Source organism: Pedobacter psychroterrae (assembly GCF_004331695.1).
GTDB classification, from domain to species: Bacteria; Bacteroidota; Bacteroidia; order Sphingobacteriales; family Sphingobacteriaceae; genus Pedobacter; species Pedobacter psychroterrae.
In genome coordinates this window covers 548,030-570,210 of sequence record NZ_SJSL01000002.1, presented here as the reverse complement: position 1 = coordinate 570,210, position 22,181 = coordinate 548,030, and the positions used below count along the sequence as shown (strand labels likewise).

At 38.4% G+C, this 22,181-nt stretch carries 20 protein-coding genes; 15 read left to right on the top strand and 5 right to left on the bottom strand.

Features of this window, described 5'->3' with window-relative positions; all coding sequences use genetic code 11:
- The first annotated feature begins 69 nt into the window (after nt 1–69).
- Nucleotides 70–675 carry a helix-turn-helix domain-containing protein gene (locus EZ437_RS10830; RefSeq protein ID WP_131595935.1) on the top strand — a complete coding sequence of 202 codons (606 nt, stop codon included), beginning with the start codon at nt 70–72 and terminating at the stop codon, nt 673–675.
- Between the two features lie 74 nt (nt 676–749).
- Here the strand turns inward: EZ437_RS10830 and EZ437_RS10825 are convergent, their stop codons facing one another.
- Entirely contained in the window at nt 750–1,649 is a 900-nt protein-coding gene (locus EZ437_RS10825; RefSeq protein WP_131595934.1) for a hypothetical protein, read from the bottom strand.
- A 164-nt stretch (nt 1,650–1,813) separates the two neighbouring features.
- Between EZ437_RS10825 and EZ437_RS10820 the strand changes: the two genes are divergently transcribed.
- Complete coding sequence (locus tag EZ437_RS10820; protein ID WP_131595933.1) at nt 1,814–2,623, top strand: hypothetical protein; 810 nt, start codon at nt 1,814–1,816, stop codon at nt 2,621–2,623.
- Nucleotides 2,624–3,158: 535 nt separating this feature from the next.
- Here EZ437_RS10820 and EZ437_RS10815 read toward each other — a convergent pair.
- Nucleotides 3,159–4,016 (bottom strand): LytTR family DNA-binding domain-containing protein, encoded by an 858-nt coding sequence (locus EZ437_RS10815; RefSeq protein WP_131595932.1) that lies wholly within the window; start codon nt 4,014–4,016, stop codon nt 3,159–3,161.
- Nucleotides 4,017–4,193: 177 nt separating this feature from the next.
- Between EZ437_RS10815 and EZ437_RS10810 the strand changes: the two genes are divergently transcribed.
- From EZ437_RS10810 to EZ437_RS10790, 5 genes are all read left to right on the top strand, one after another.
- A complete protein-coding gene (locus EZ437_RS10810; RefSeq protein ID WP_131595931.1) occupies nt 4,194–4,532 on the top strand; it encodes a hypothetical protein in 339 nt (112 codons plus the stop codon).
- Between the two features lie 16 nt (nt 4,533–4,548).
- Complete coding sequence (locus tag EZ437_RS10805; protein WP_131595930.1) at nt 4,549–5,148, top strand: cyclic nucleotide-binding domain-containing protein; 600 nt, start codon at nt 4,549–4,551, stop codon at nt 5,146–5,148.
- 104 nt (nt 5,149–5,252) lie between these two features.
- Nucleotides 5,253–5,735, top strand: coding sequence for a DoxX family protein (locus tag EZ437_RS10800; protein ID WP_131595929.1), 483 nt, complete (start codon nt 5,253–5,255; stop codon nt 5,733–5,735).
- An 85-nt stretch (nt 5,736–5,820) separates the two neighbouring features.
- Complete coding sequence (locus tag EZ437_RS10795) at nt 5,821–6,048, top strand: hypothetical protein (protein WP_131595928.1); 228 nt, start codon at nt 5,821–5,823, stop codon at nt 6,046–6,048.
- Nucleotides 6,049–6,098: 50 nt separating this feature from the next.
- Entirely contained in the window at nt 6,099–7,145 is a 1,047-nt protein-coding gene (locus tag EZ437_RS10790) for a hypothetical protein (protein ID WP_131595927.1), read from the top strand.
- A 6-nt stretch (nt 7,146–7,151) separates the two neighbouring features.
- Here EZ437_RS10790 and EZ437_RS10785 read toward each other — a convergent pair whose 3' ends face one another.
- From EZ437_RS10785 to EZ437_RS10775, 3 genes are read right to left on the bottom strand one after another with little or no spacing between them, the layout of a single operon-like run.
- Nucleotides 7,152–8,645: a TlpA family protein disulfide reductase gene (locus EZ437_RS10785; protein ID WP_131595926.1), complete on the bottom strand. Its 1,494-nt coding sequence runs from the start codon at nt 8,643–8,645 to the stop codon at nt 7,152–7,154.
- A 34-nt stretch (nt 8,646–8,679) separates the two neighbouring features.
- Nucleotides 8,680–10,044 (bottom strand): RagB/SusD family nutrient uptake outer membrane protein, encoded by a 1,365-nt coding sequence (locus tag EZ437_RS10780; RefSeq protein WP_165500385.1) that lies wholly within the window; start codon nt 10,042–10,044, stop codon nt 8,680–8,682.
- An 11-nt stretch (nt 10,045–10,055) separates the two neighbouring features.
- On the bottom strand, nt 10,056–13,100 hold the full coding sequence (locus EZ437_RS10775) for a SusC/RagA family TonB-linked outer membrane protein (protein WP_131595924.1): 3,045 nt from the start codon (nt 13,098–13,100) through the stop codon (nt 10,056–10,058).
- Nucleotides 13,101–13,853: 753 nt separating this feature from the next.
- On the opposite strand from EZ437_RS10775, the gene EZ437_RS10770 reads away from it, so the two are divergent.
- The 8 genes from EZ437_RS10770 (at nt 13,854) to EZ437_RS10735 (ending at nt 22,163) form a co-directional block, all read left to right on the top strand.
- Nucleotides 13,854–14,255: a protein kinase family protein gene (locus EZ437_RS10770; RefSeq protein WP_131595923.1), complete on the top strand. Its 402-nt coding sequence runs from the start codon at nt 13,854–13,856 to the stop codon at nt 14,253–14,255.
- Between the two features lie 172 nt (nt 14,256–14,427).
- The gene (locus EZ437_RS10765; RefSeq protein WP_131595922.1) at nt 14,428–16,575 is read left to right on the top strand and encodes a DEAD/DEAH box helicase family protein; all 2,148 of its coding nucleotides are present in this window, start codon (nt 14,428–14,430) and stop codon (nt 16,573–16,575) included.
- 3 nt (nt 16,576–16,578) lie between these two features.
- Nucleotides 16,579–16,785, top strand: coding sequence for a hypothetical protein (locus EZ437_RS10760; RefSeq protein WP_131595921.1), 207 nt, complete (start codon nt 16,579–16,581; stop codon nt 16,783–16,785).
- 4 nt (nt 16,786–16,789) lie between these two features.
- Entirely contained in the window at nt 16,790–18,775 is a 1,986-nt protein-coding gene (locus tag EZ437_RS10755; RefSeq protein ID WP_131595920.1) for an AAA family ATPase, read from the top strand.
- The gene (locus EZ437_RS10750; protein WP_131595919.1) at nt 18,776–19,180 is read left to right on the top strand and encodes a hypothetical protein; all 405 of its coding nucleotides are present in this window, start codon (nt 18,776–18,778) and stop codon (nt 19,178–19,180) included.
- 46 nt (nt 19,181–19,226) lie between these two features.
- Nucleotides 19,227–19,847 carry a hypothetical protein gene (locus EZ437_RS10745; RefSeq protein WP_131595918.1) on the top strand — a complete coding sequence of 207 codons (621 nt, stop codon included), beginning with the start codon at nt 19,227–19,229 and terminating at the stop codon, nt 19,845–19,847.
- A gap of 3 nt (nt 19,848–19,850) precedes the next feature.
- A complete protein-coding gene (locus EZ437_RS10740) occupies nt 19,851–21,149 on the top strand; it encodes a DGQHR domain-containing protein (RefSeq protein ID WP_131595917.1) in 1,299 nt (432 codons plus the stop codon).
- A 216-nt stretch (nt 21,150–21,365) separates the two neighbouring features.
- The gene (locus EZ437_RS10735; RefSeq protein WP_131595916.1) at nt 21,366–22,163 is read left to right on the top strand and encodes a hypothetical protein; all 798 of its coding nucleotides are present in this window, start codon (nt 21,366–21,368) and stop codon (nt 22,161–22,163) included.
- The last annotated feature ends 18 nt before the right edge of the window (nt 22,164–22,181 follow it).

Sequence of the window (22,181 nt, the reverse complement as noted above, 5' to 3'; positions counted from 1 at the left end):
TATGCCGTAAACAAGTCTTAAGAAATAAATAAGGGCTTACTATACCTTTGAGGCATAAATTTAAAAAAAATGAAAAATATTGAATTAGCCCAAAGAATTAAAGACTTAAGATTCCGCAGAGGATTGAGTCAGGAAAAATTGTCTGAAACAGCACAAATTAATCTGCGAACTGTACAGCGAATCGAAAGCGGCGAAACAGATCCGAGGGGTGATACGCTGAAGAGAATTGCCATTGCCTTGAATGTCACACCCGATGAACTGATAGACTGGACTGAGCAGGAAGACAAAGGATTTTTGGCATTTTTCAACTTGTCTGCATTGAGTTTTATTGTATTCCCCTTGCTTGGAATCATCGTGCCGCTTGCCATATGGATTTTAAAGAGAGATAAAATAAAGTATGCGAATGAAATGGGAAAACGCCTGTTGAATTTTCAAATATCATGGTGCCTGTTGATATTTCTGATTTATGCCTTTCTGTTCCTTGGTTTAATCTTCCATGTCGACTTTAGCCTTCCTGGTATTGGTTTCCAAGGTTTCAATGGAGCAGAACTTTTGCTAGTATTGTTGACGCCCATTCTGTATGTCGTCAATGGCGCTTTTATTGTAATCAATAGCATTAGAAGCTATCAGGGGAAGCGTGTGTTTTATAAGCCTGCTATCAGGTTTTTGAGGTAACGAAAAAGCAAAAGTAAAGCTTTCTTGTGCGCTAAAATTTAAAAAACCACTTTCATACTTTTCTCAAAGCAGCGCTATTCCTGCCATGTACGTTTAGCTGTGATCAACTCCCACTTTCCTTTTTTATATTCCATGAATGCACGCCCCCCCTCGTATATTAATTCGTAGCTAATCATGGCATATCTCATCTCTTTATCAAAAGTAATTCGGTTAACCTTAGGTGGGGTTGCCAATTCCCAATTACCTCCCCAGTGTCCGGGAAACACTTTAATAATTTGCTTTAGGAAATTTATTCTCTTTAGACTGCCGCCCGTCGCCTGCGACGATCCTAAATTTCCACTTTGCCCAAAGGTAGTAGTTTCGTTACCAAGAAAGTTCCTCAACGCGGCATCATACTTTTCCGTCAAATATAGTGGTATAACTTCCACAAGCATTCGCGGCCTAAAGTCCAATACATTTTCAACTGATTTGGTCGTCGAGTCCTTAACTTCAAGTCCGTACGGTCCGTAATGTGTCAGGATATGCTCTGCATCCCCTTTCAGAACCTTCCGAATAAAATCTGTTTTATATTTATCCTGGACATATTTATTGATATTTGCAATTGTATATTGCTTGGTCTCTTCTACACTATAATACACTTTATCTGCTTGGTAGATGTTTAGTTGTGGAACTATGACTGCGTAGCGATCATTCAAATAGGCGTCATATCCAATTTGAGATCCTCCAAGCTGAGCCAGGTTTTTTGGATCGAAGAAAGCTTCAAAAACAGCATATCCTTGTCTAACATGCTCTTTAAATGTCGACCTTTCTTTAATAGTTTTTGGACGAATTTCCTTGGCCCATGCTGCTATGACTTTTTCCAAGAAAACGGGAGAATTGCGCTCATACGCCTCTTGAAAACGCGGCCCTTGAGCGTGAATATAACCTGGCATCAGGATCACAAAAATTAGTATGTTAAAAATCTTGTGAATCATTTTTATTCTAGTTTACCATATCTCTAATTTACTATTTTTTCTTTACCTGGGTATTTCGCCAAAAAGTATAATTGATTGGTTTTAGAAACGAAGGAAACACATGGCTTTTGGCAACACATTGCTGGTGTCGCCATTTAAAGTAATGTCTTTCTAACATTGCATTTATGGAAAACCAGAGGATTAATCATCTTTATTTTAACAAGCAAAGACTAATGGCAAAATTCAACATTCTACTCTTAACTATCTTAGTCCTCAATTCTATCGGGGCTTATGCATGCTCCTGTGTAAATCGGGGGCTCACCGAAAATTTCCAACAGTCCGAATTTGTGGCTAAAGCAAAAATTATCAAAATCACACCTGATCCTAAGAATGAAATGTATCATGATGCTGAGCTTGAACTTATAGCGGTTTACAAGGGTGAACGCCTTAAAAGAATCAAGATTACAAGCGAACTTAATTCATCCTGTGCGTTTTTACCCGCAGTGAACTCGACTTGGATCATATTCGCTGCAAAATGGCAAGGGGTACTTAGCTTCGGCTTTTGCTCCGGTGGTTTGAATTTCAGTCGTACATTTGACCCGGTTAAATATCCCAATGGAGGATTGCATTACTTCAAAAGGATGGCGTTACAACAGCAGGTACTTGAATATTTGAGTAGCAATAAACTGCTCAACCCCAACCCTCTCGGTCTTGACACATTCAATCATGAGTTATTGACTATCAAAGGATTTAAAAATAAGGACGAAATTGCAGTATTCGAGGTTGATTTAACCACAGATTTGTCAATCTCTGCGATCAGAAATGTTAAAAAGTTTGAGAACGAAGCGCTCACCAAGGCGGTTTTCGATAGCATGAAAACGGATGTTATATTAGTTAAGCCCCGGAATAAAACGACACCTAAACCTACTCAGATGCTTATGTTTTGTTATTTTTTTGAAAAGGATACCGGTGAAAGCTACGTGAGCTTGTTTTGACCAGCGGAGGAGTGTGAAAGTAGAATTGTATATTCATAAAAATCCATTTAAGATGAGCAAAACAATGCTGACAATCTTCGTTATTACCTTGATTGGGCAATTATCTTTGTTTGGGCAGCAGAAGTCTGACGCTGAACTGTTAGCTTACTATTTAAAAAGAATGGACTTAAATTTCAAAAGCCCGAAGGATTTTGAGCAACTAATACTTCCCCACCCGATTTTTTTACCAACAAAAAACATAAATTGATAGGTGGACTGGACTACAAACTTAAACCTATTGGCTCTGATAAATATCATATAGCTTTTGGGTTTTATGATTCCTCAGGACCTTGTCTGTCTTCGATTTGCGTTTGATCTGACACCCTTTCAGCTTCGGACCAGCTTCGGGCCAGCTTCGGCTCAGGTTCGGCTCAGGTTCGGAAAAACCCGCTGCTGAGCCGAAGCTGGCCCGGAGATCTTCCGCTGCTCATCCGCAGTCAGAACCTACACAGATGGAACACAAACAGCATACAGCTATAAGAAAGATTAGTTAAATTTAGATAAACGTAAGCTGGCAAGTTTTTATAAAATCCAATACCATACCCACCTTGTGCCTGCCAACTACTACTGGTTCACTTGCTTCAGGAAGAAGGTACAGCCGTAGTCCACGGTCCTGTCTTCGGTGTTTGATATATGCCTTGCGGGAAATTATGTAGGACTTATTCACCTGGCAAAAATCCGGGGGACCTAATAGATTTCGCACATTTTTTAGCGGAACTAATTTTAAAGAGACCGGCTCCCCATCGTGAGTTTGTATTGTCGTTTGCTTGCCACGGACAAACACATAGGCAATTTCCGCAGCGTTGAATTTTACCTCCCTTCCGCTCTGCCGGAAGATTAATTCATCGGGATAAGCTTGTCCTTTATCCAGCTTTCCAGCCAAGTGAACGCCGACACGAAAAAAGTAAAGTAAATAGTAGAATAGATAGCCGAAATTGATGAGCAGCGTAAAACCCAACATGGTGATAGACAAATGCGGAGAAAATAAGGTTTTCATTATATCGACACCGATCCATCCGAAGTAGCACTTTCCCACAAAAAATGAAACAATGACTGGAAGTGCCCAGCCAAATATGAGCTGGTAAATCGCTCTTTTGACAAACTCCTCTTCCCATCTGATTTTTCGATCAAGTATTATCGTAATGTAATCCACCATCATGAGCCAAATTACTGAGATTGCAGCCATGCCTAAAAATGGCATGTAAACCCAGGTGCTGGTCATCCCTGACTGCCTGGTTTCCTCCACGGGAAAAACCATCACCAATGCAAATAACATTACAACGAGTGCGACCATGTACATGGAAAGATAGTTTAAGGTTTTTTTAATCGGCTTGTCTGGGTCGTTTGCTTTCATATCAGGGATTTATCTTATCAAATTTAGCTAAACCAATCATCTCATAACCACACATTTATGAGGTTTTAGAAAAAAGTTGGCTATTCGTTGCCAAAAACCTGCCACTTCATTCCAACTATACAGATTGTGCTTTGAAGCGTAGCTTAAACACTTTACTTTGGTAAAAACACCAAGCATATGAAAGTCAGTCTTCCACCTAAAGATGGTATCCTACCATGCAAGAAATATGGCAGATGGATGCGGCTAGCCATTTGGTATCGGCACAACCCCATATTAAAACACCTGGACCCATACTTATTTCTGTGGGTTTTGCTGCTGTTTGCGCTGGTTAGTATTGTACCACGGGGGAATTGTACCTGTGAAGACCAATATCCGGACCAGCAGCTATCTATGTTGGCCAAAGCGGGGAATAAGGAAGTGGCTGCACACCTGGCAGCGCGGGACAACGCATTGCTATGTGAATCGAGAAGACAGGAATTGCTCAAAGAACTGGCACGCAAGAAGCACCTGGAATGAACAAACATATAATTAGATGGACAGGATAGCCGAAATTATTGTATTACACGTCCTCCCTCATTTCGCGGGTCATGAGACCGAACTGCAAAGTTTAAAAATTGACTTGTACAATTTATGCGCGTATCATCAGGTCCTCTCCAGACAAGTGCTGGAATCGCCTGGTGGATTTGAGCAGGGTCGTTTGTGGCTTTCCGTCTCGGCAGTCGTACACAGCTATTACTTTTGCGAAGATAGAAAGGAAAATTGCGGCAGACAGGTCTGGAAAAAGAAAGAATTCATACTGGATACCGTGAGTTTACTCGATAAAGATCAGCGCATCGACTACGTACAGGCGCTGGAAGCCGGGGAATTTATCTCCATCCGATACCCGGATCTTTATTGGCTGATGGAGCGACATCATGTAGTAAGGCAAAAGCTGGATCAATTGGCCAGGTTTCAACAGCGTTATTATCGTGAGCACATCCAATTGCTCAACAAGCCTCCATTGGAAAGGGTTCGGCAGTTTGAGGCAAAAAAACCACTTTTTGCAAAGATTGCCAGCAACAGCATTAAAGCTACACATGTAGTCCTGACCCGGCAGGGTTATGAGAATCAGCTAAAGAAAATCAGGAAGTAAGCTTTAGGCCCTTTTTAAAAAGCAATCCTGTTTGCAAGGAAAATGCAATTACATTGCTCACGGCAGTGTGTCTCTGAGTGTACTTTTGGGTATAAAACAATGCCATGAGCACTACGGATACACGCATATCGCGACAACAAAACAACCCAACAAGGCTAACTCAAGTCTTCCTACATGGCATATGTAGAGTATTTGGTTTATTATTCCTGTACGCAGCTGCAAGCAAGCTAATGGAGTATGACAAATTTCTACTTCAGATGAGTAAATCTCCGATCATCACAGATTTTGCCTCCATTCTTGCCTGGATGATCCCCTCCCTTGAAATTGTCATCTCCATCATGCTGTTTGCAGGCTGGATGAGACTGCTAGGTTTGTATGCTTCACTGGCATTGATGAGTCTTTTTACCGCTTACATCTATGCCATCCTGAAGTTCAGTGATACGGTGCCCTGCAGTTGCGGAGGCATACTGGAAAAGATGGGCTGGAAGGAGCACCTGATTTTTAATATCGTGTTTGTAGTGCTAGCTATAATTGGAATTGTGTTGAAAACTAAAATAGAAGAGAAAAATAGAGCACAAGAGCGCTAAAAATTATTCATTGGCCAATTTGAATCGGGAGACGCCGAAAACCCGTGAACCAAAGAGTAGGCAAAATAATTTAAACACTATAAACGTGAAAAAACAATTTTTAACATTAGCCCTTTTAGCTACGGTAGCCGTAGGCGGGGCAATTGCACAAAACTCTACTGGAACTACATTTCCCTATCAAGAGTACAACTGCGAGACTGGGGTTGATCAGCTATGTTCAGAAATCGGTGAACAGGTAATTCCTGAAGGAGAAACAGAAGCCGTTGATCCAACAGATTTGTATGAAAACTCTCTTCAGAGGTATGATCAGTAAGTAAACCTAGAAGCTATCCTTTAGGGGTAGCTTCTACTATTTGTAATTCCATGAAGAAAATCATTTATACATCCTCAATCCTGTTAATGTGCATAATTGCTTTCTATGTATTGTTCTCAAGCAAACAAAACTCAGCTACTGGCTTCAAAAGAAGAATAGTTCAACCAAAATTGGAAATATTGAACACCTATACATTTCCCGATAAAAAGTTTAGCTTTTTATGGGAGCCATTGAATGACATCTGGTTTTTAGATCATCAAAACCCAATGGTCCTTTTAAAAACCCAATATAGTCTTCAACAGCCTAAGCCAATTCAATTTACACCGTCAGATGGATTTAAACTGGGATCTAAGAGCATGTATTTTGATCGGTTAGATTCTATTATGTATGCTACAAACAAGCTGGGAGATCTATCTGTTTGGTCAAACCATTATGCAAAGAATTATAACCTGTCTCCACTTATTTTTGATGCGGTAAAAGGCTTTTCTCAAAATTCAGTTGTAGTACGGAACTTTAGTATTGATCAAGGACAAAGACAAACGGAGCTTAGTAAAGTTAGGCTTTCTGCAGAGGCAAAAACTGAACGAAAGTTTATATTACCAAAACAGATTGACGGCTTTTTCAGTACGGATGGTAAAATTCATTATGACAAAAAACATTCTAGAATTTTTTACCTGTTCTTTCATAGAGGTGAGTTCTTATGTCTGGATACAAACTTAAATTTAGTTTATAATGCCAAAACCATTGATACAGTCCGGTCTGCGAAAATAAAATTTGGAGCATACAAGGACAAATTTGTAAACGGCATACTCATTAAAAGCCGAAACTTGATTGCCCCCTTGGAGACTGTTAACAGGAGCATTACAACAGATGAAGATTATGTGTACATTCATTCCTACCTCAGGTCAGACAATGAGTCAAAGAGTACTTATTTAAAAAATGAATCGATTGATATTTACTTGCTTAAAAATGGCAAATATGTACATAGCTTTTATCTGCCCAGGTATAAAAATACGAGGCTTCGGGATTTTAAAGTCAGAGGAGAGTACATATTTGCCATCTATGGAAATCATGTCTTATCTTATCATAGCAGGTGACAAGGATTATGGTTTGTTTAGCTCGGTTTCAATTAACATTTGCAGTTCTTTTGACGGCATATTGGGGCTAATCTTTGTGACGATCTTACCTTGCTTATCTACAAGCATGATAAATGGAGCTCCGATGATGTTATAGTGTTTCATAAATGGATGGTCTCTACTTCCATGAGGTATGTTAGATAAATTCAGATAATCAGGAGAGGTATACAATTTGCTATCCATACCTTTTTTCCAGCTGTCCATTGTTTTTCCGCTAAATACAGATAACATAACGAAGTTTGTATGCTTTTTTAAGTCGGGCCATGATTCTTTTTCGAACCGGTCGTGAAATGCTGCGCAAACAGAACAGCCCAATCCCCACATATCAAAAAGAAACACTTTGCCTTTCAGCGATTCCGTATTAAAAGATTTGCCATCCAGTCCCATAAAATCAGCATTAAAAAGCGGAGTTCCTTTTTTAAAGGTCGTTTTCAGCGCGACAATGCGCCGGCCTTCTGTCGAAACCAAATATTTAGCAGCGTCCAATAAAACGGCATCATAACTTGTTGCAATATTAGCAAGCTCATATGTGCCATAACCACCCATAAATAATTCCATTAACATTCTTTCTCTTATCAAACCTGAATAGGTAGTTTTAAGCAGGTTATAATGTTCTTCCAAACTAACACTCCCATCGTCGCTCTTCATAAACTCAGTCCTTTTAAGAAGTGCCTGGATGGACTGATAATACGAGGGGCTTAAAAGAGCTTCAACTTCTGGTTGCTCCGGTTCGCCAAATATACTCAGATAGTATTCTTTGATTCTTTTTTGAAAAGCTGGTTGCGCGTCATACAAATTATAAACGTAGATGATTCTACCCCCGAGAAGGGTGTCATAATGTCCATATTGATAATTAATAATCTTCTTCATAATGGGAGAAACACCGGGATAATTGTCAATTAAGTTCTTTTTTCTTTCTGAAAAATAGATCGTTTTGTCAACCAAATATTTAATACAAGAATCTATACCGCTTAAGGAAGTTATGTTCTGCTTAGGGTAAGCACCTAATGCTTTAACATATAAAAACTTATCTTTAGTTAGCGCTTCGATTAGATTGTACTTCTCTGCCCCTTCTCCGGAAAAGACTAGCGAATCTTTCTTTCCATTATAATTATACCTGATCTCTCTATCAAAAATCTTTACCTGAACGTTGTCATTTGATTCAACGTAAAAATCCCCTAAACTCAATACCTTTTTCTTACCATCTACAGCATCAATTAGCTTTAAAGCATATAACATCGGTTGCTTTATTCCCTCAAATTGAAATTTGAAATGATTTTGGAGGCCAATTTTTACACTATAATCAACTGATCTGTCCCAGAAATTGTTCTTTGGAAAAGTCCAGAACATCACTTCTTTAGGGATTTTTTTCTTTTGGTAATTAAATTCACCTGAAATAACAGGCTTATCAACAGTTCTTTCTTGGGCATTTGCCAAAAATGGACTTAGTAATGGGACCATTAAACAATAGTTTATTAATCTTCTCATAGCACTCTTAATAGCCTTCATTTTGTGTAACATTAGGGTTTCTACTGGTTTCGTTGTACGGAATGGGATATAATACGTCTGTATTCTGCCAATGAGGCTTTATTTGTTGCAGAATGTCACCTGCAGTCCCTGTCCTTTTCAAATCGAGCCATCGGTGTCCCCATTCCGAAAATAATTCGACCCTGCGTTCTTTTTGAATTGCAGTCAAAAGATCCTGCTGGCTTATTCCCGGACTGGTCGCTTTTATTAATGGCAATCCGGCCCGGTCTCTAATCATGTCAAGATCATCGATTGCATTCGACAGATCTGATTGCTGAGCCCTGGCTTCGGCCCTGATTAAATATTGTTCGGAGAGACGCAAAACCATAGAATACTCAGAGACCTCAGGTGAGAGCCGGATTTTATACTTATTGGGAAAATAATAGGTCAGGTTTTTATTGGTATAGCTTCCAATCCATGAAGTCCTTCTCTTATCATTAGCCTCAAAAGCATTTGAGACAAAATTATCCTGAAGTGATACATTGGTAGGGGTAGCAGCCAAAATAAAGAAACTTCCTTCTACTGTATTTCCATAGGATACCGGTGGAAATAATTGCCATATTGCTTCCGCACTATTTTTAAGGAATACAGCATTCAAGGTGCTCAATTTGTAAACGGTTGATTTGCTTATTACCATTGATGAATATTTCTCAGCATTTTTCCAATCTTTTTTAAACAGATATACCCTTGCTAAAAGCGCCTGTACCGCAGCTAAATTGGGTCTGACTTTATCTTTTGTGTAATACTCATCCGTTAGAAAGTTACTTGCAGTTTCGAGATCCAGAATAATCTGCTCATATACTTTCTCGACTGTCGACCTGTATCCTTTCCTGTTAATACGATAATCTGTCGTGAGTTGAAGCGGTATAGGACCGAATAGATTGACTAAGTAAAAATGGCTAAATGCGCGGATAAAAAGAGCTTCCCCCTTTAATTGCGATTGAACTGAGGGGGTTAAGCCTGTTGAAGCACCGATGCCGTCCATGACAGCATTTGCAGCATAGGCATAAGCATAATAGTTTATAAAAATGGAATTATTACCTGCATTGATTGGGCTGAGTTGATTCTCATAAAACTCTGCCAAATTTAAACTGTAGTGTTTGAATTCATCTGCGGATAATCCGCATAGAACATGAACACTTGTGCCTCCCATGCCAACCGACATCTTGCTATAGATCCCTGCCATGGCGGCGGATGCCAGATCGTCATTTGCAAAAGCATTTTCAGTTGTTAAATTTTCCCTTGGAACGTCTATTTCAAGATATTTTTTACACGAAATCTGCAAAAAGCTTGCGGATAATAGGCTGATAATATAAAATATTTTAATTTTCATAAACATATAGATTAAAGAGTAATATTTAGTCCCACTGCTAAGGTTCTAAGCGGTGGCAGAAGAGACATACTTTGCGTTTCAGGATCTAAGCCCAGGTACTTAGTCCAGGTAAATACATTTTGTCCTTGCAAGCTAATTCTCGCACCATCCACTTTAATGTGGTTAAGCCACTTTTTAGGTAAGCTGTAATGAATTGATATATTTTTTAGTCTTAAAAACGACGCGTCCTGTATCGACTCTCCGCCCGATGATCTTGCCCGGGTATAGTTCGTATAGGATGCCGGAATCGTGCTTGCCTTTGAAATTGAAGTCTGATCACCTACCTTCTTCCATCGTTTTAAGGCAATAATAGGCTGATTGGTTGTTGGCCCGATATAGTCCCAAAACCCTGGACTAAAGGATCCATTTAAATAGGAATTGGTTGAATTTTGTTTGCTAAATGAAACCAGGAAATCCAGCAAGAATTGTTTGAATCGCACAGAATTTTGAACCCCTCCATAAAAATACTGACCAGAAAACTTATGTAAATAGCGGTCGATATCGTTCAATACCCCATTATTATCCGAGTCTTCGATATCATATAAGCCAGTCTGACTGTTTATTCCCCTGACATTATAAACCCGGCTTATTGATAGAGGCTGACCAACGATATAGTTATAGGCGTCGGATGAGCTTTCTATTCCAGGATAAGACACTAACTTATTTTTAGGGATCGTGATATTTATTGCCGCATTCCATTGCCAATGCGTATTGTCTACAACTTTAAAATCTAAGACTGATTCCCATCCGCTATTCTCCACGGTAGCTGCCCTATTGGCTGTAATGGTACTACTGCCTGTGCTAGGTGGTAAGGGATCGCCAATTAATTGATTTGAAGAGCGATTTCTATACCAGGATAATTCGACATTTATTCTATTTTCGATGAAACCTAACTGTAAAGCCGCCTCTAGTTTTCTATTTGTTTCCCATGAAAAATCCGGATTTCCTATAGAGCCTAATAAAGGTTGGATAGTCGGCACACCCTGATAAGTACCAGATAGGGAATTCCACAATTGCAGGTATCCATAATTTGGGATTTGATCATTACCGGTTATCCCATAACTGGCTCTTAGTTTACCGAAACTGAGAAAAGGGATGTTGTTCTTTATGATTGGCTCATCTGAGAAGATCCAGCCTGCCCCCACTGCTCCGAAATTAGCAAACTGCTTTCCGCTGCCAAATCTGCTGGAGCCATCCCTTCTAGCGGTAAAGTTCAGGAAATACTTGCTATTGATTTGATAATTCAAACGGGAAAAAACTGCTGTATAACGATATTGAGAGGAAATCATATCCAATGTTGAAAGTGTAGCAGCAGCAGCGATATTTCTCAATTGTTCATCGCTGTTAAAACCCGTAGCACGAATTGACCGAATCTCGTTAATGTTTCCTTGAAATGTCAATCCAACCAAGGCGTCAAAAGTTCCCGGACCAATTTCTTCCTTATAGGTCAATTGAGGTTCAGCCATCAAAGTATTGTTATCGTTATTTGAAAAATCAGCTATCCTGTTTAAAGAGGTTGGATTTAACGCTGTTGATCTTGAAGCCATTGGAGTTTTACGGTATTCGCTTCCTGTGATAGAAGCGTATCCCAGAGAGGCTTTAAGAAAGAGATTTGTAAAAATCCGATACCGAACGGATACATTAGCAATCAGGTTGTAGGTCTCCTTCTCATTTGACTGCATCAAGTATTGCATCGGGTTTCTATATACGGTATTATCTTCCCAATTTAACTTCCCATTTTCATCATAGGGATTTGGAGCATTTGGTGCCAAAAGGATGTTTGACGTTGGATCGCCAGTCAGCAGATCATGCATCGTGTTTGTATAATTCAGCGTGAGACCTACATTAAGCCGATCCTCTATTGCGCCAAAATTTAAACTGGTATTCATTCCAGCTCTTCTATAACCAAATTCACCAGGAAAAACCGTTCCTTCCTGATAATAAGTACCTCCTATTAAAAAGTTTAATTTGTGGTTCCCTCCACTCACATTGGCAGATGCATTGGTAGTAAGTGCATTCCCGCCAATTAGCGTTTTCTGCCAGTCTGTATATCTGTTTTGATCCCAGGCTCCATTTACATCATAATCTCTTACGCCGGGTGTTAAGCCATCGTTTTGAAATGCCTCTTTGCGCATCTCCAAATATTGCTCTGTATTGAGAAGCTTCAAACGTCTATCCACATTACTCCAGCCTTGTGTGGCTCCGGCATTTACTTTTATAGCCCCCGTCGTTCCTCTTTTTGTTTTAATCAGAATGACTCCATTTGCACCTTTAGAGCCATAGATTGCAGTGGCGTCAGCATCCTTAAGTACCTCAATACTTTCAATATCACTAGGATTGATGAAGCTTAAGGGACTAGCGCCACCAATTCCTAGAATACCAGAGGTTAAACTTGAAGAAATACTGGTGGACGGATAAAATACCCCATCAACAACATACAAAGGGTCATTTCCAACAGCTGTATTAATGCTATTTCTCCCTCTGATCTGAACTTTGACCCCACCTCCAGGGGTACCTGTTTGTTGGGTGATTTCTAGTCCTGGCACTCTATTTTGAAGAGCCATTAATGGATTACTTACAGGTTGCTTGCCTATAGTTTCAGATGACACCCTGGAGATTGAGCCTGTTCGTTCGCGTTCTTTTACGGTATAATAGCCAGCGTTTATTTCTACCTCCTGCAGGCTTTGTTCGTCGTTGTCGAGGGAAATGATGAGCAATTCTTTTAATGGAATTTGGACGGCAAGAGTTTTGGCTTTGAAGCTGACGTAGTGGACGGATAAATCATAACTTCCATCAGATAGAATTAAGCTGAACTCTCCCCTATCGTTTGTGACCAGAGTCTGATTTGACGGATTGATTTTGATGATTGCTCCAGGCAGGAATTCTCCGCTGGAGGCGGAGACAACCCTGCCAGTATAGCCCTTTTGAAGGGATGATGATTTGGCTGGCTGCTGCGCTTTGGTGGTCAAATTTAGGCAAAGCGTGGCCAGTACGATAATTTGTATCGTTTTTTTCATTTAGTTTGTTTATGGTTAATTAGTTGATTCAGAAGTATCAGTGGTAAAAAACACCAACCCCTACTATGTCAAAATTTGACATAATGATACAATCATTTGCTTTAACAGAAAAAACACATTACCTTGGAATTGCGACAAACCACTGTACTGCATCTTGGAGCCTGTAAGCTGTAAGGGCTGGTACCAAAGCCAATGGACATAGTGTCTATACGAGATAGACGCTTTTACACTATAGACTTATTTTTTGATAAGTGAGTGTGCCTTTTTGCTTGGAATTTTAGTCAGTACTATGGTGGGGAACGGAGTATGTTCTTTAGGAGTTTAAGGGAATAGCCAAATGTTACCGCTGGGAAGCGGTTGGTCATGGCGGCGTTTAGTTTTTTCGTTTTCATAATCAGTTAGTTGGTTATGTAACGATGTAACCCAATAAAAGCGAGAAGGAAACCAGATTGGAAAAATCCAATAAGGCGAACTCCAATGCTTTTGAAACTGGTACCGTCAAGAACCGCTCAAGCCTTAGCTTGAGTTTCGCAAAAGACTAACATGAAGTCCGCCCTACTGAATCAGTTATCACGAAGATAGCAAAATTCAATAGATACGGCGAACTCACGATCGGCTCATGCGAAAATTGACGGTTTCGTTTCATGAGTGACATCGTAAAAGCAAGGTTACCCCCGCTCTATTTGTCGCATAAATACTAAAACAAATATAATAAAGTTTGTGTACAGCACCAACTTTATTTGATAATTTATTATGAATAAGAAGGTTAAAGCTAGTCGTAGTGTTAATAGAATCAAGCAAGCAACAAAGGAGGCAGGCGCTTCTTCACGCTTAGTATCATTGTGGGTAGATGTTGATTACACAACTGTTAGCAACTGGAGTTCTAATAAATATCAACCAAATGATGAAAATTTAAATCAAATTGGTGAATTGCTTCAAAAAGACAATAGAGACCTTTTAGAACCGCAAGGGCGTGTTAATACAGGCTTAGCAAAAGCGCTTGAGAACGAATTGCGCAGGCTACATAAGGTTGAAAACATCCCTTATGAAATTGAAAAATTCGACGTAAAAAAGGGGGCTAAAGTAAAAGTGAACAACCCGGAATTGGTTAAAAAGTTGAAGGAATTCGAAAAGACATATAAAAAGAATAAATAATTATAGCTTTCAAGGTTGCTAACGAAGAACCTTGGTGATATTATAGATTCATTTAAAAATCAGAGACTAATTTAAAGAGAACTTCAGCATTCGTATAGAAAATAATGGTTGTTAAAATGGATAATAATAATGTTTACGTAAAGATTATAGATATATTTTTTGACGTACCGAAATGTTAAGAAACACAGATTTTAAGCCGCTATATGCTTCTGGTGAAGATGAACCCAGCGACTTTTTTATTGATGGTCTCTGCAACAGTAAGTATCTCGACTTAGGATTAGGTTATTTCCGCTCCACGGGATTCAAATCTTTAGCATTCGGCTTTGCCTCATTTATAAAAAATGAGGGCAAAATGCGCTTTGTGATCAATGATAGTCTAATTGAAAAGGATAAAATTGCTATTCTCAACGGACAACAACAGGAAGAACCAGATGAAGAGTATGAGCAAAGATTGATAAATGATTTACACCATCTCATGAAAACACTTTCAAAAAGAGATGAGCATTTTTTTAATTGTTTATCCTGGCTCATTGCTTCAGACAGATTAGAAATTAAGGTTGTCGTTCCAAAAAAAAACAAAGTAGGAATAGTGCATCATAAATTTGGCATATTCACCGATAGTAACCAGGACAGGGCCGTATTTAATGGATCTGTAAATTTCTCTGAGTTTGCTCTAAAGAGAAACGTCGAAAGTATCTCCTGCGAGTATTCATGGGAAGCGCAGGGTATGGCCAAATTAAGAATTGATCAAATCCGTAATCTCTTTGAGAAAACATGGAGCGGACAGTCCGAAGTGGTGAGAATCATCTCCGTTGAGCAGGTAAAGGTTGCTATTCAAAACTGGTTTCCCAAGAAAACGGTAAAAGAGTTAATAGAGACAGAACGTGAATTACTAGTCAAAGAGGTTATCAAAGCACCAAACAGTTCACAAATAGAGATAAACCGCGCCGAGCAGCTATTGGCCAACTTGACTTTAAATGATTTAGAGGATACAGATAGACAAGACACTATACCGAAATTACGTGAGTACCAGCAACAAGCAATAACAAACTGGAAAAAAAACGGTTATCGTGGGATTTTCGAAATGGCGACCGGTACGGGAAAAACCATTACGGCGTTGGCTGCTACAACAGAATTACTCAAAGATAAGAAGCGATGTTATATTATTATTTCCTGTCCATTTATCCATCTGGCAGAACAATGGATGGACGAAGCACAAAAGTTTGGACTTGATTCTATTTTAGTTGGTGAATCCAAGCTGTTATGGGAAGATGAGGTAGCACGTCAGACCCAGCTGTTCCGCAGAAAGAAAATAAATGTGGTGATGATCGTAACGACAAATGCTTCGCTAACGTCGAAAAATTTCCAGGAAATAATTTCACCTGTGACTTCAGAAACCTTCCTCATTGTAGATGAAGTACATTACGCTGGCGCAACATCTATTAGAGAGGTACTTCCTGAAAACTGTCCATACCGTCTTGGTCTGAGCGCTACGCCGGAGAGATACGGGGACGACGATGGTACCGCATTACTGTTTAAGTATTTCGGAGAAATTGTTTTTCAATTTTCTTTAAAGGAAGCTATTGGAAAATTCCTATGTCCATATTATTATTATCCAATTCCCGTTGAGATGGCTACTGATGAATTCGCAGAATACTGTCGACTGTCCAGACAAATAGCAAAATATTATGCCAGTAACAAAACCAAACTAAAAGAGCTTGCTAAAATGTTATCAATTGAGAGGGCGCGATTATTAAATAATTCCAGGTCAAAAATCGATTGGATAAGGAATAATCTGCAGGATAAACCCATAGATTTTAGCTTGTTTTATGTAGGAGATCAAATATTTGATGACGTCAAGCGCATTCTTGGAACAGAATTAAATATTAAGTTACATGAGTTTACATCGAGACAGTCGCGCCTTAAACGTAAACAGCTTTTGGAAGATTTTTCAAAGGGCGAGTTACAGTCATTGATTGCTATGAAATGTCTGGATGAAGGCGTGGATGTCCCGCCTACCCGTGTTGCTTATTTTTTAGCCAGTTCAGGCAACCCCAGAGAATTTGTGCAGCGCAGGGGAAGAATCCTCAGAAAACATGATGATAAAAAGTTTGCAATAATTTATGACCTTATTTCAATCCCTCCGATGGAATTTATTGAAAAAGGCAAGGAGAGTGATGTCTATAACGCCGTATGTAGTGCAATAACCAAAGAATACAAAAGAGTGCAGGAGTTTTCTTCGATGGCAGAAAACCGTTTTGATTCAATCAATGAAATGTTCACAATAGCTGATAAACTAGGATTAGCTGATATAACTTAACTTATGAATAAACGTGCGAAAATCAACGAGAATACTACAACTAGGCTAAAGGTGCTGGTAAACAAAATCGACAACCCCGAGATCAGAAATATAGTGGAGCAGGTACTCAATGTTGAAATCAGTTATCGCTCTAGTGACAGACAAAATTTTCCAATGAAAAACATTAGAGATATTATCAATAATAGTGCATTAGTAAAACAGATCAGATAGCAACATGAAATTTGATAAACTCAAACTGCAAAACTTCTCCAGTTACTACGGAGATGCTCCTACTTTTGATTTTAGGGTAGAAAAAGAGAAGCCTATAGTTGTACTTATTGGTGATACTGGATTTGGTAAAACTTCAATATTTGATGCGTTAAACTGGGCACTTTATGGGCAAGAATATGAGGAGGAGTTGCCTAAACTCAGACGGGGCAGACACATCATTGATTATGTAAACGAAAAAGCCCTCAAAGAGGCTGCAGAAAAGGGAGTAAGCGTATGCATGTTGTGCACCTTGGATTTTTCGCACAATATGAGAAAATATTACATTACCCAAAGTCTTACCGTAAAACCAAAAAAAAAGGGAGCCGAACTTATTGTAGAGGAAACAGGCAGGACTACAAAACTTTGTGAATACACACCAAGCGGAGATGTTGATGTTATTCCATATAGTAAGACATTTTTGGATGATATATTACCAGGTAATGTTAAGGGATATTTCTTGTTTGATGGGGACCGCATTTATAATCTGGCGAGCCCGGGAAGCTCTGCGGAAGTTCGTGATGCCATCTATAAAGTCGTAGATCTGGAGATTGTAAAAAAAGCGGAGGAACATTTAAAGGAAATAGCTGCTGAGTATTCCCGTGAGGCAAGAAAACTTTCCCATGGAGAACTAGCAGTCGTTGAGGAACGGCATCTTGAAGAGACAAAAATACAGGAAGACTGTAAAAGAACAATCCAAACAAACCAGAACGAGAAGCGAGCATTAGACGATCAAATTAAAGCGTTAGAGGCAAAACTGGTCAATTTACCAGAATCAGAAAAATTACAAAACGAAAAAAACATTAGAGGCGAAGGGCTTGAAACAATTCTGGTAGAACAACAAAAGATTAAACTGTTGATCAAAGATATTATTCCCAAAGCTGCATACAAGTTATCGACAGAACCTGTAGAAAATTTAATCGGCATTATCAATGATAAACGTAAAAAAGGCGAAATCCCCAAGCATATATCAGAAACCTTAATTAACGATCTTTTGAACATGGGCCGTTGCATCTGTGATACAGAATTTGAAGAGAATAGTAAGATCCATAATGCATTGCAAGAAAGACTTCTTTCTGAAAAAGGTAAATCACAGCAAGAACAGGAAGTATTGGAATTATTGTATAACCTTCAGACCTTACAGCAAACTATAATCACTGCTAACCAAGAGCTATCAGAGTATGAAGATAATTTAATTGAACAGGAAAATAAAGAGAAAAAAGAACGGTTGAGGATCGCAGAGATTGACAAGGAATTAAAAACATTGCCGCAGGAAAATATCAAACTAATTACAGAACAATTATCAATAAGAAGGGACAAGCGTGATGAGTGCATACGCAAGGACCAGGAGACTAAGGATAGTTTAAAAATATGCGAAGATAAATTAAAGGAAATTGATAAGCAAAGGAAAGAATTAGGCAAAAAGGAAAAAGAGGTTGCGGTCCTGCAACAAAAAAATGAGCTTGCTCAACAGGCCTCGTTAGAAATCGAGCGCCTTTATAATGATTTTGCTGAAGACAGCAGAAAGGAAGTAGAAAAATTCACAATCGAAGAATTTAGAAAATTCGTTTTTTCCTCATCGGGATACCATGTCGGGCTGAGTAAGGAGTATGATTTACAGGTCTTGGATTCAAATGGAAATCCTGCCCTGCAAAGGCTATCGATGGGGCAATCCCAATGCCTTAGCCTGGCATTTATCCTGGCAATTTCAAAAGTATCACAAAAACACCCACCATTGGTAATAGATATGCCATTTAGCCGCTTATCAAAACATGTAGATGCAGCTGTGGCCACTAGATTACCTCATCTCGCTGAGCAGGTAATTTTATTTCTCATTCCTGATAAAGAATGGAATGATGTGACACAAGAACATCTTGGTAATTACTGTTCTCATATCTACGAACTAGATTTTGACCCAAATGAAAGAATAACAAACTGGACAAAAATAAATTAAATGATGTTTAAATCAAATCACCGCATATATATTGAAGAAGATAATCACTCGATTTATCAACAACTTGTCAAAAGAGGGCATGAAAAGCCGGATGATTTCCCGTTTGCTTCGATGAAAGATGTTTTCATGCTGGCTGTTAGCCTTGGCAGGCAACATAATGCCTATCGTTCGATCCAGGTACAGAAAGATATCTTTGCTGGAGATGTGTTAGACCCTAAAACGGATATCGCAATACTCGTAGCGATTAGCTTTGAAAAACACCAGAAATTTGAAATGCTGCTTGATCCAAAGCTTATTCTTGAAACTGCACAATCGTATGCAAATGGCGGTATTAGTTTCATTGAAGACATGCTTCTTAAACAGCCTGGAAGACCATTAAATAATCTGGTTAACTTAATAGCCTAGTAATTTTCAGAATATGATCAGTTTTAAAGAAAATAATTAGATTGCTATGAACAAAAAATTCGATTGGAAAAACTTTCAGCTGGAAATTAAACGGCGATGGAAAAAAATACTTCAAGACTTGATAATATTCTTTTCATCATGGACTTATCTCATCGCAGCATTATTTAAAAGATTCTACGAAGGATTTAGAAACATTGATTTTATAATATATTTTCTTGTGGTAATTTTAATAGTGGGCGGCCTGGGTATCTCCCCTATAGCTTATAAAATATACTACAAAGGCGAAAATAATCCCGAAAATATTTTAGAACTGGCAAAGGCACTTTCAACATATTTTATAACAATAATTGCAACATCTTCTGCTGATCTAATTTTAAACAAACTTCCTAACCATAAGGAAGCAAGAAGCCTAAGAATGCCTGCCCTCACATTTCTAATTTTAGGAGGAATAGCCATTTTTCTCGTTCAATATGATTTATTGCCAGATTACTCCTTAGAGATAGCATTCTATGCTACTATTAGCGCTTTATTCTTATGGTGGATTACGAATTCAGTAGATAAGAAATATAAACTTGAAGATAAAGATGATGATTCTGCAGCTCCGATTGGCGGTCCCTATGTCGATTTAACAGATAACGCACAAGAAATTCCAAACGTAAAAATGTAAATTATGAGCAGCCCATTTATAGAACTTATCGCTTTCAAGGTCTCTCAGCCATTAGGTGAGTTTTATCTTACAAAAATTCCCGCTGAGGAACTTCTCAAAATTACCTTTTCTTCAGAATTACGTCCAAATGTCGATGATAGTTCAGAAGGAATTGAATTTACTGGAACCCAAAGAGCAAAGAAAGGGGAAAAACTTCGTCAAATTGGCAGATATATAGATTCTGTGGAGTCCGCATTCCCAAACTCAATTATTCTTGCAGCCAATTATCAGAACAATGGACTTTTCGTTGACGATGAAATCATAAAGTGGAGAGTAGAACCAATAGACCAAGGTTTATATAAAATTATAATTCCATCCCGTGAAAAACTGGCATCTATCGTTGACGGTCAACATCGCTTAGAAGGCTTCAGATATGCCGAAAATTCGGAAAGACTTGCTACGGAACTGGTTTGTTCAATTTATTTCGACTTACCACTACCATACCAGGCTTATTTATTTTCAACGATAAACCATAACCAAACACCAGTAAGTAAAAGCTTATCCTATATCCTATATGGTTATAATCTTGAAGACGAGACTCCGCAAGCATGGTCAACTGAAAAATTAGCAGTTTACATCTGCCGCCAACTTAATATTGATCCAAGTTCACCATTTTTTAAACATATTAAAGTTGCACCACAGATAGATCAAATATTATTAGAAAATATAAATAATTCTTGGTTTGTTTCAACGGCAACAATAGTAGAAGGCATCCTTTCATTAATTACGACTAATACAAAGAGAGATAGGGATGAACTTGCAAAAACGTCCATAAAAAACGGGAGAAAAAGAAGTGAACTATCAAGATTTGAGGATGATTCTCCGCTGCGTAAATTTTATCTGAATGAGCAAGATGTTGTAATTAGGAAGGCTGTTGAGAATTTTTTCAGTAGCGTTGTGAGTAACTTGTTCACGGATCAAAACAATGCTGCATTTATAACAAAAACAATTGGTATCCAAGCTCTTTTCGATGTGTTGAAAGAGAATCTTAAAATTCAAAAATATAACTTAGAACTGGATATAACCCAAGATTATTTTGATCACTTACTGAGACCATTTTTTAACATTTCATTCTCTGACAACTTTCTGATGCAATCCTCTGCTATCGGAAGGTCAAGATTGCGAAATTTTATGCTTTATACGTTGGGATATAAACCAGAGTTTGATCCTCGGGATCTTGATAGAGAAATAACACAAAGAAGAAGGTTAATCAAAGTTGAAGATCTCAATGAATATAATAGAATATTAGCTGAAAGAAATTAGGGTTGTGCATTAATAACAATGAGGCAGCAATATGTCTTGGAATAACTAAGTGGAAATTAATGAAAATAATTACATACCATGGACCAAGCTTTTAATCTAAACAACGTTGAGCAGAAAATCTAAAGATTAAAGTATTACTAATCTGGATATTTTTTCAACATGCTTAGCAATAACTGAACTAAGTTTCATGATTGAAAACAAAGAAAATTATAGTTTATGGAATGTAAAAACCCAATAATATGTAAAAAACATGGAATCTTAGTTTCTGTAACTGACCATGCCAATAATATCTACCGCTTTTTACTTGCGGAAAACCCTTATGATGAGGACCCAATGAGAGATTGGTTTAGAATATGTTCGGGAATTACAAAAGTGAACTATACTGAAGGTTTGAATGATAACGCTTGGCTAGTCTGTGGGGCAGCAGCAGATTATGATGATGCTAAATCCAAATATTTAGAAGATCTTTTATTACAACTTACATGGTTTACATATATCTGGGGTGGATTTGAGTCATTAATAGATGGCCTAAGCTTTCAAGAATGCCCGAAGCAAAGAGGTAAAATCAATAAAGTAGGTTTTTACCTGCAAGATAATTACGAGAGCAAGTTTAAACTCCCTGAACATTATAACAATTTGGTAACTTTGTTAGCTAATTATCTAAAGTTAACCCCCTCCTTTCTCGAGGCCGATAAAAATCTATTCACTCCCAGCCAATGTGCAGGCAAATCGGGCACTGGATTAACTTTGGTTTATAAAATCAGAAACGGCTTTGCTCACGGTGCATTTGCGTTTGGAGAACCTGATGAGTACGAACATACGAAATCTTACCATACTAGAATTATCCATATCAGTTGTCGAATAATTCTATTGACTATTCAAATGCTACTGCTAGCTATACATAAAGAAGATGACATTCAAATTGAACCGAATTGGAATTTTAAAGAAGATGAGAGAATTATATCAGCAACCGATTTTTTACAGAACCTGCACCTAAGAGACTACAAATCTTAAAGTCAGATTAAATTGAAT

Bases quoted from the DNA above. Each gene is read 5' to 3' on its own strand.
- EZ437_RS10830 (WP_131595935.1), top strand. From the start codon at position 70: ATGAAAAATATTGAATTAGCCCAAAGAATTAAAGACTTAAGATTCCGC.
- EZ437_RS10825 (WP_131595934.1), bottom strand. From the start codon at position 1,649: ATGATTCACAAGATTTTTAACATACTAATTTTTGTGATCCTGATGCCA.
- EZ437_RS10820 (WP_131595933.1), top strand. From the start codon at position 1,814: ATGGAAAACCAGAGGATTAATCATCTTTATTTTAACAAGCAAAGACTA.
- EZ437_RS10815 (WP_131595932.1), bottom strand. From the start codon at position 4,016: ATGAAAGCAAACGACCCAGACAAGCCGATTAAAAAAACCTTAAACTAT.
- EZ437_RS10810 (WP_131595931.1), top strand. From the start codon at position 4,194: ATGAAAGTCAGTCTTCCACCTAAAGATGGTATCCTACCATGCAAGAAA.
- EZ437_RS10805 (WP_131595930.1), top strand. From the start codon at position 4,549: ATGGACAGGATAGCCGAAATTATTGTATTACACGTCCTCCCTCATTTC.
- EZ437_RS10800 (WP_131595929.1), top strand. From the start codon at position 5,253: ATGAGCACTACGGATACACGCATATCGCGACAACAAAACAACCCAACA.
- EZ437_RS10790 (WP_131595927.1), top strand. From the start codon at position 6,099: ATGAAGAAAATCATTTATACATCCTCAATCCTGTTAATGTGCATAATT.
- EZ437_RS10785 (WP_131595926.1), bottom strand. From the start codon at position 8,645: ATGGTCCCATTACTAAGTCCATTTTTGGCAAATGCCCAAGAAAGAACT.
- EZ437_RS10780 (WP_165500385.1), bottom strand. From the start codon at position 10,044: ATGAAAATTAAAATATTTTATATTATCAGCCTATTATCCGCAAGCTTT.
- EZ437_RS10775 (WP_131595924.1), bottom strand. From the start codon at position 13,100: ATGAAAAAAACGATACAAATTATCGTACTGGCCACGCTTTGCCTAAAT.
- EZ437_RS10770 (WP_131595923.1), top strand. From the start codon at position 13,854: ATGAATAAGAAGGTTAAAGCTAGTCGTAGTGTTAATAGAATCAAGCAA.
- EZ437_RS10765 (WP_131595922.1), top strand. From the start codon at position 14,428: ATGTTAAGAAACACAGATTTTAAGCCGCTATATGCTTCTGGTGAAGAT.
- EZ437_RS10760 (WP_131595921.1), top strand. From the start codon at position 16,579: ATGAATAAACGTGCGAAAATCAACGAGAATACTACAACTAGGCTAAAG.
- EZ437_RS10755 (WP_131595920.1), top strand. From the start codon at position 16,790: ATGAAATTTGATAAACTCAAACTGCAAAACTTCTCCAGTTACTACGGA.
- EZ437_RS10750 (WP_131595919.1), top strand. From the start codon at position 18,776: ATGATGTTTAAATCAAATCACCGCATATATATTGAAGAAGATAATCAC.
- EZ437_RS10745 (WP_131595918.1), top strand. From the start codon at position 19,227: ATGAACAAAAAATTCGATTGGAAAAACTTTCAGCTGGAAATTAAACGG.
- EZ437_RS10740 (WP_131595917.1), top strand. From the start codon at position 19,851: ATGAGCAGCCCATTTATAGAACTTATCGCTTTCAAGGTCTCTCAGCCA.
- EZ437_RS10735 (WP_131595916.1), top strand. From the start codon at position 21,366: ATGGAATGTAAAAACCCAATAATATGTAAAAAACATGGAATCTTAGTT.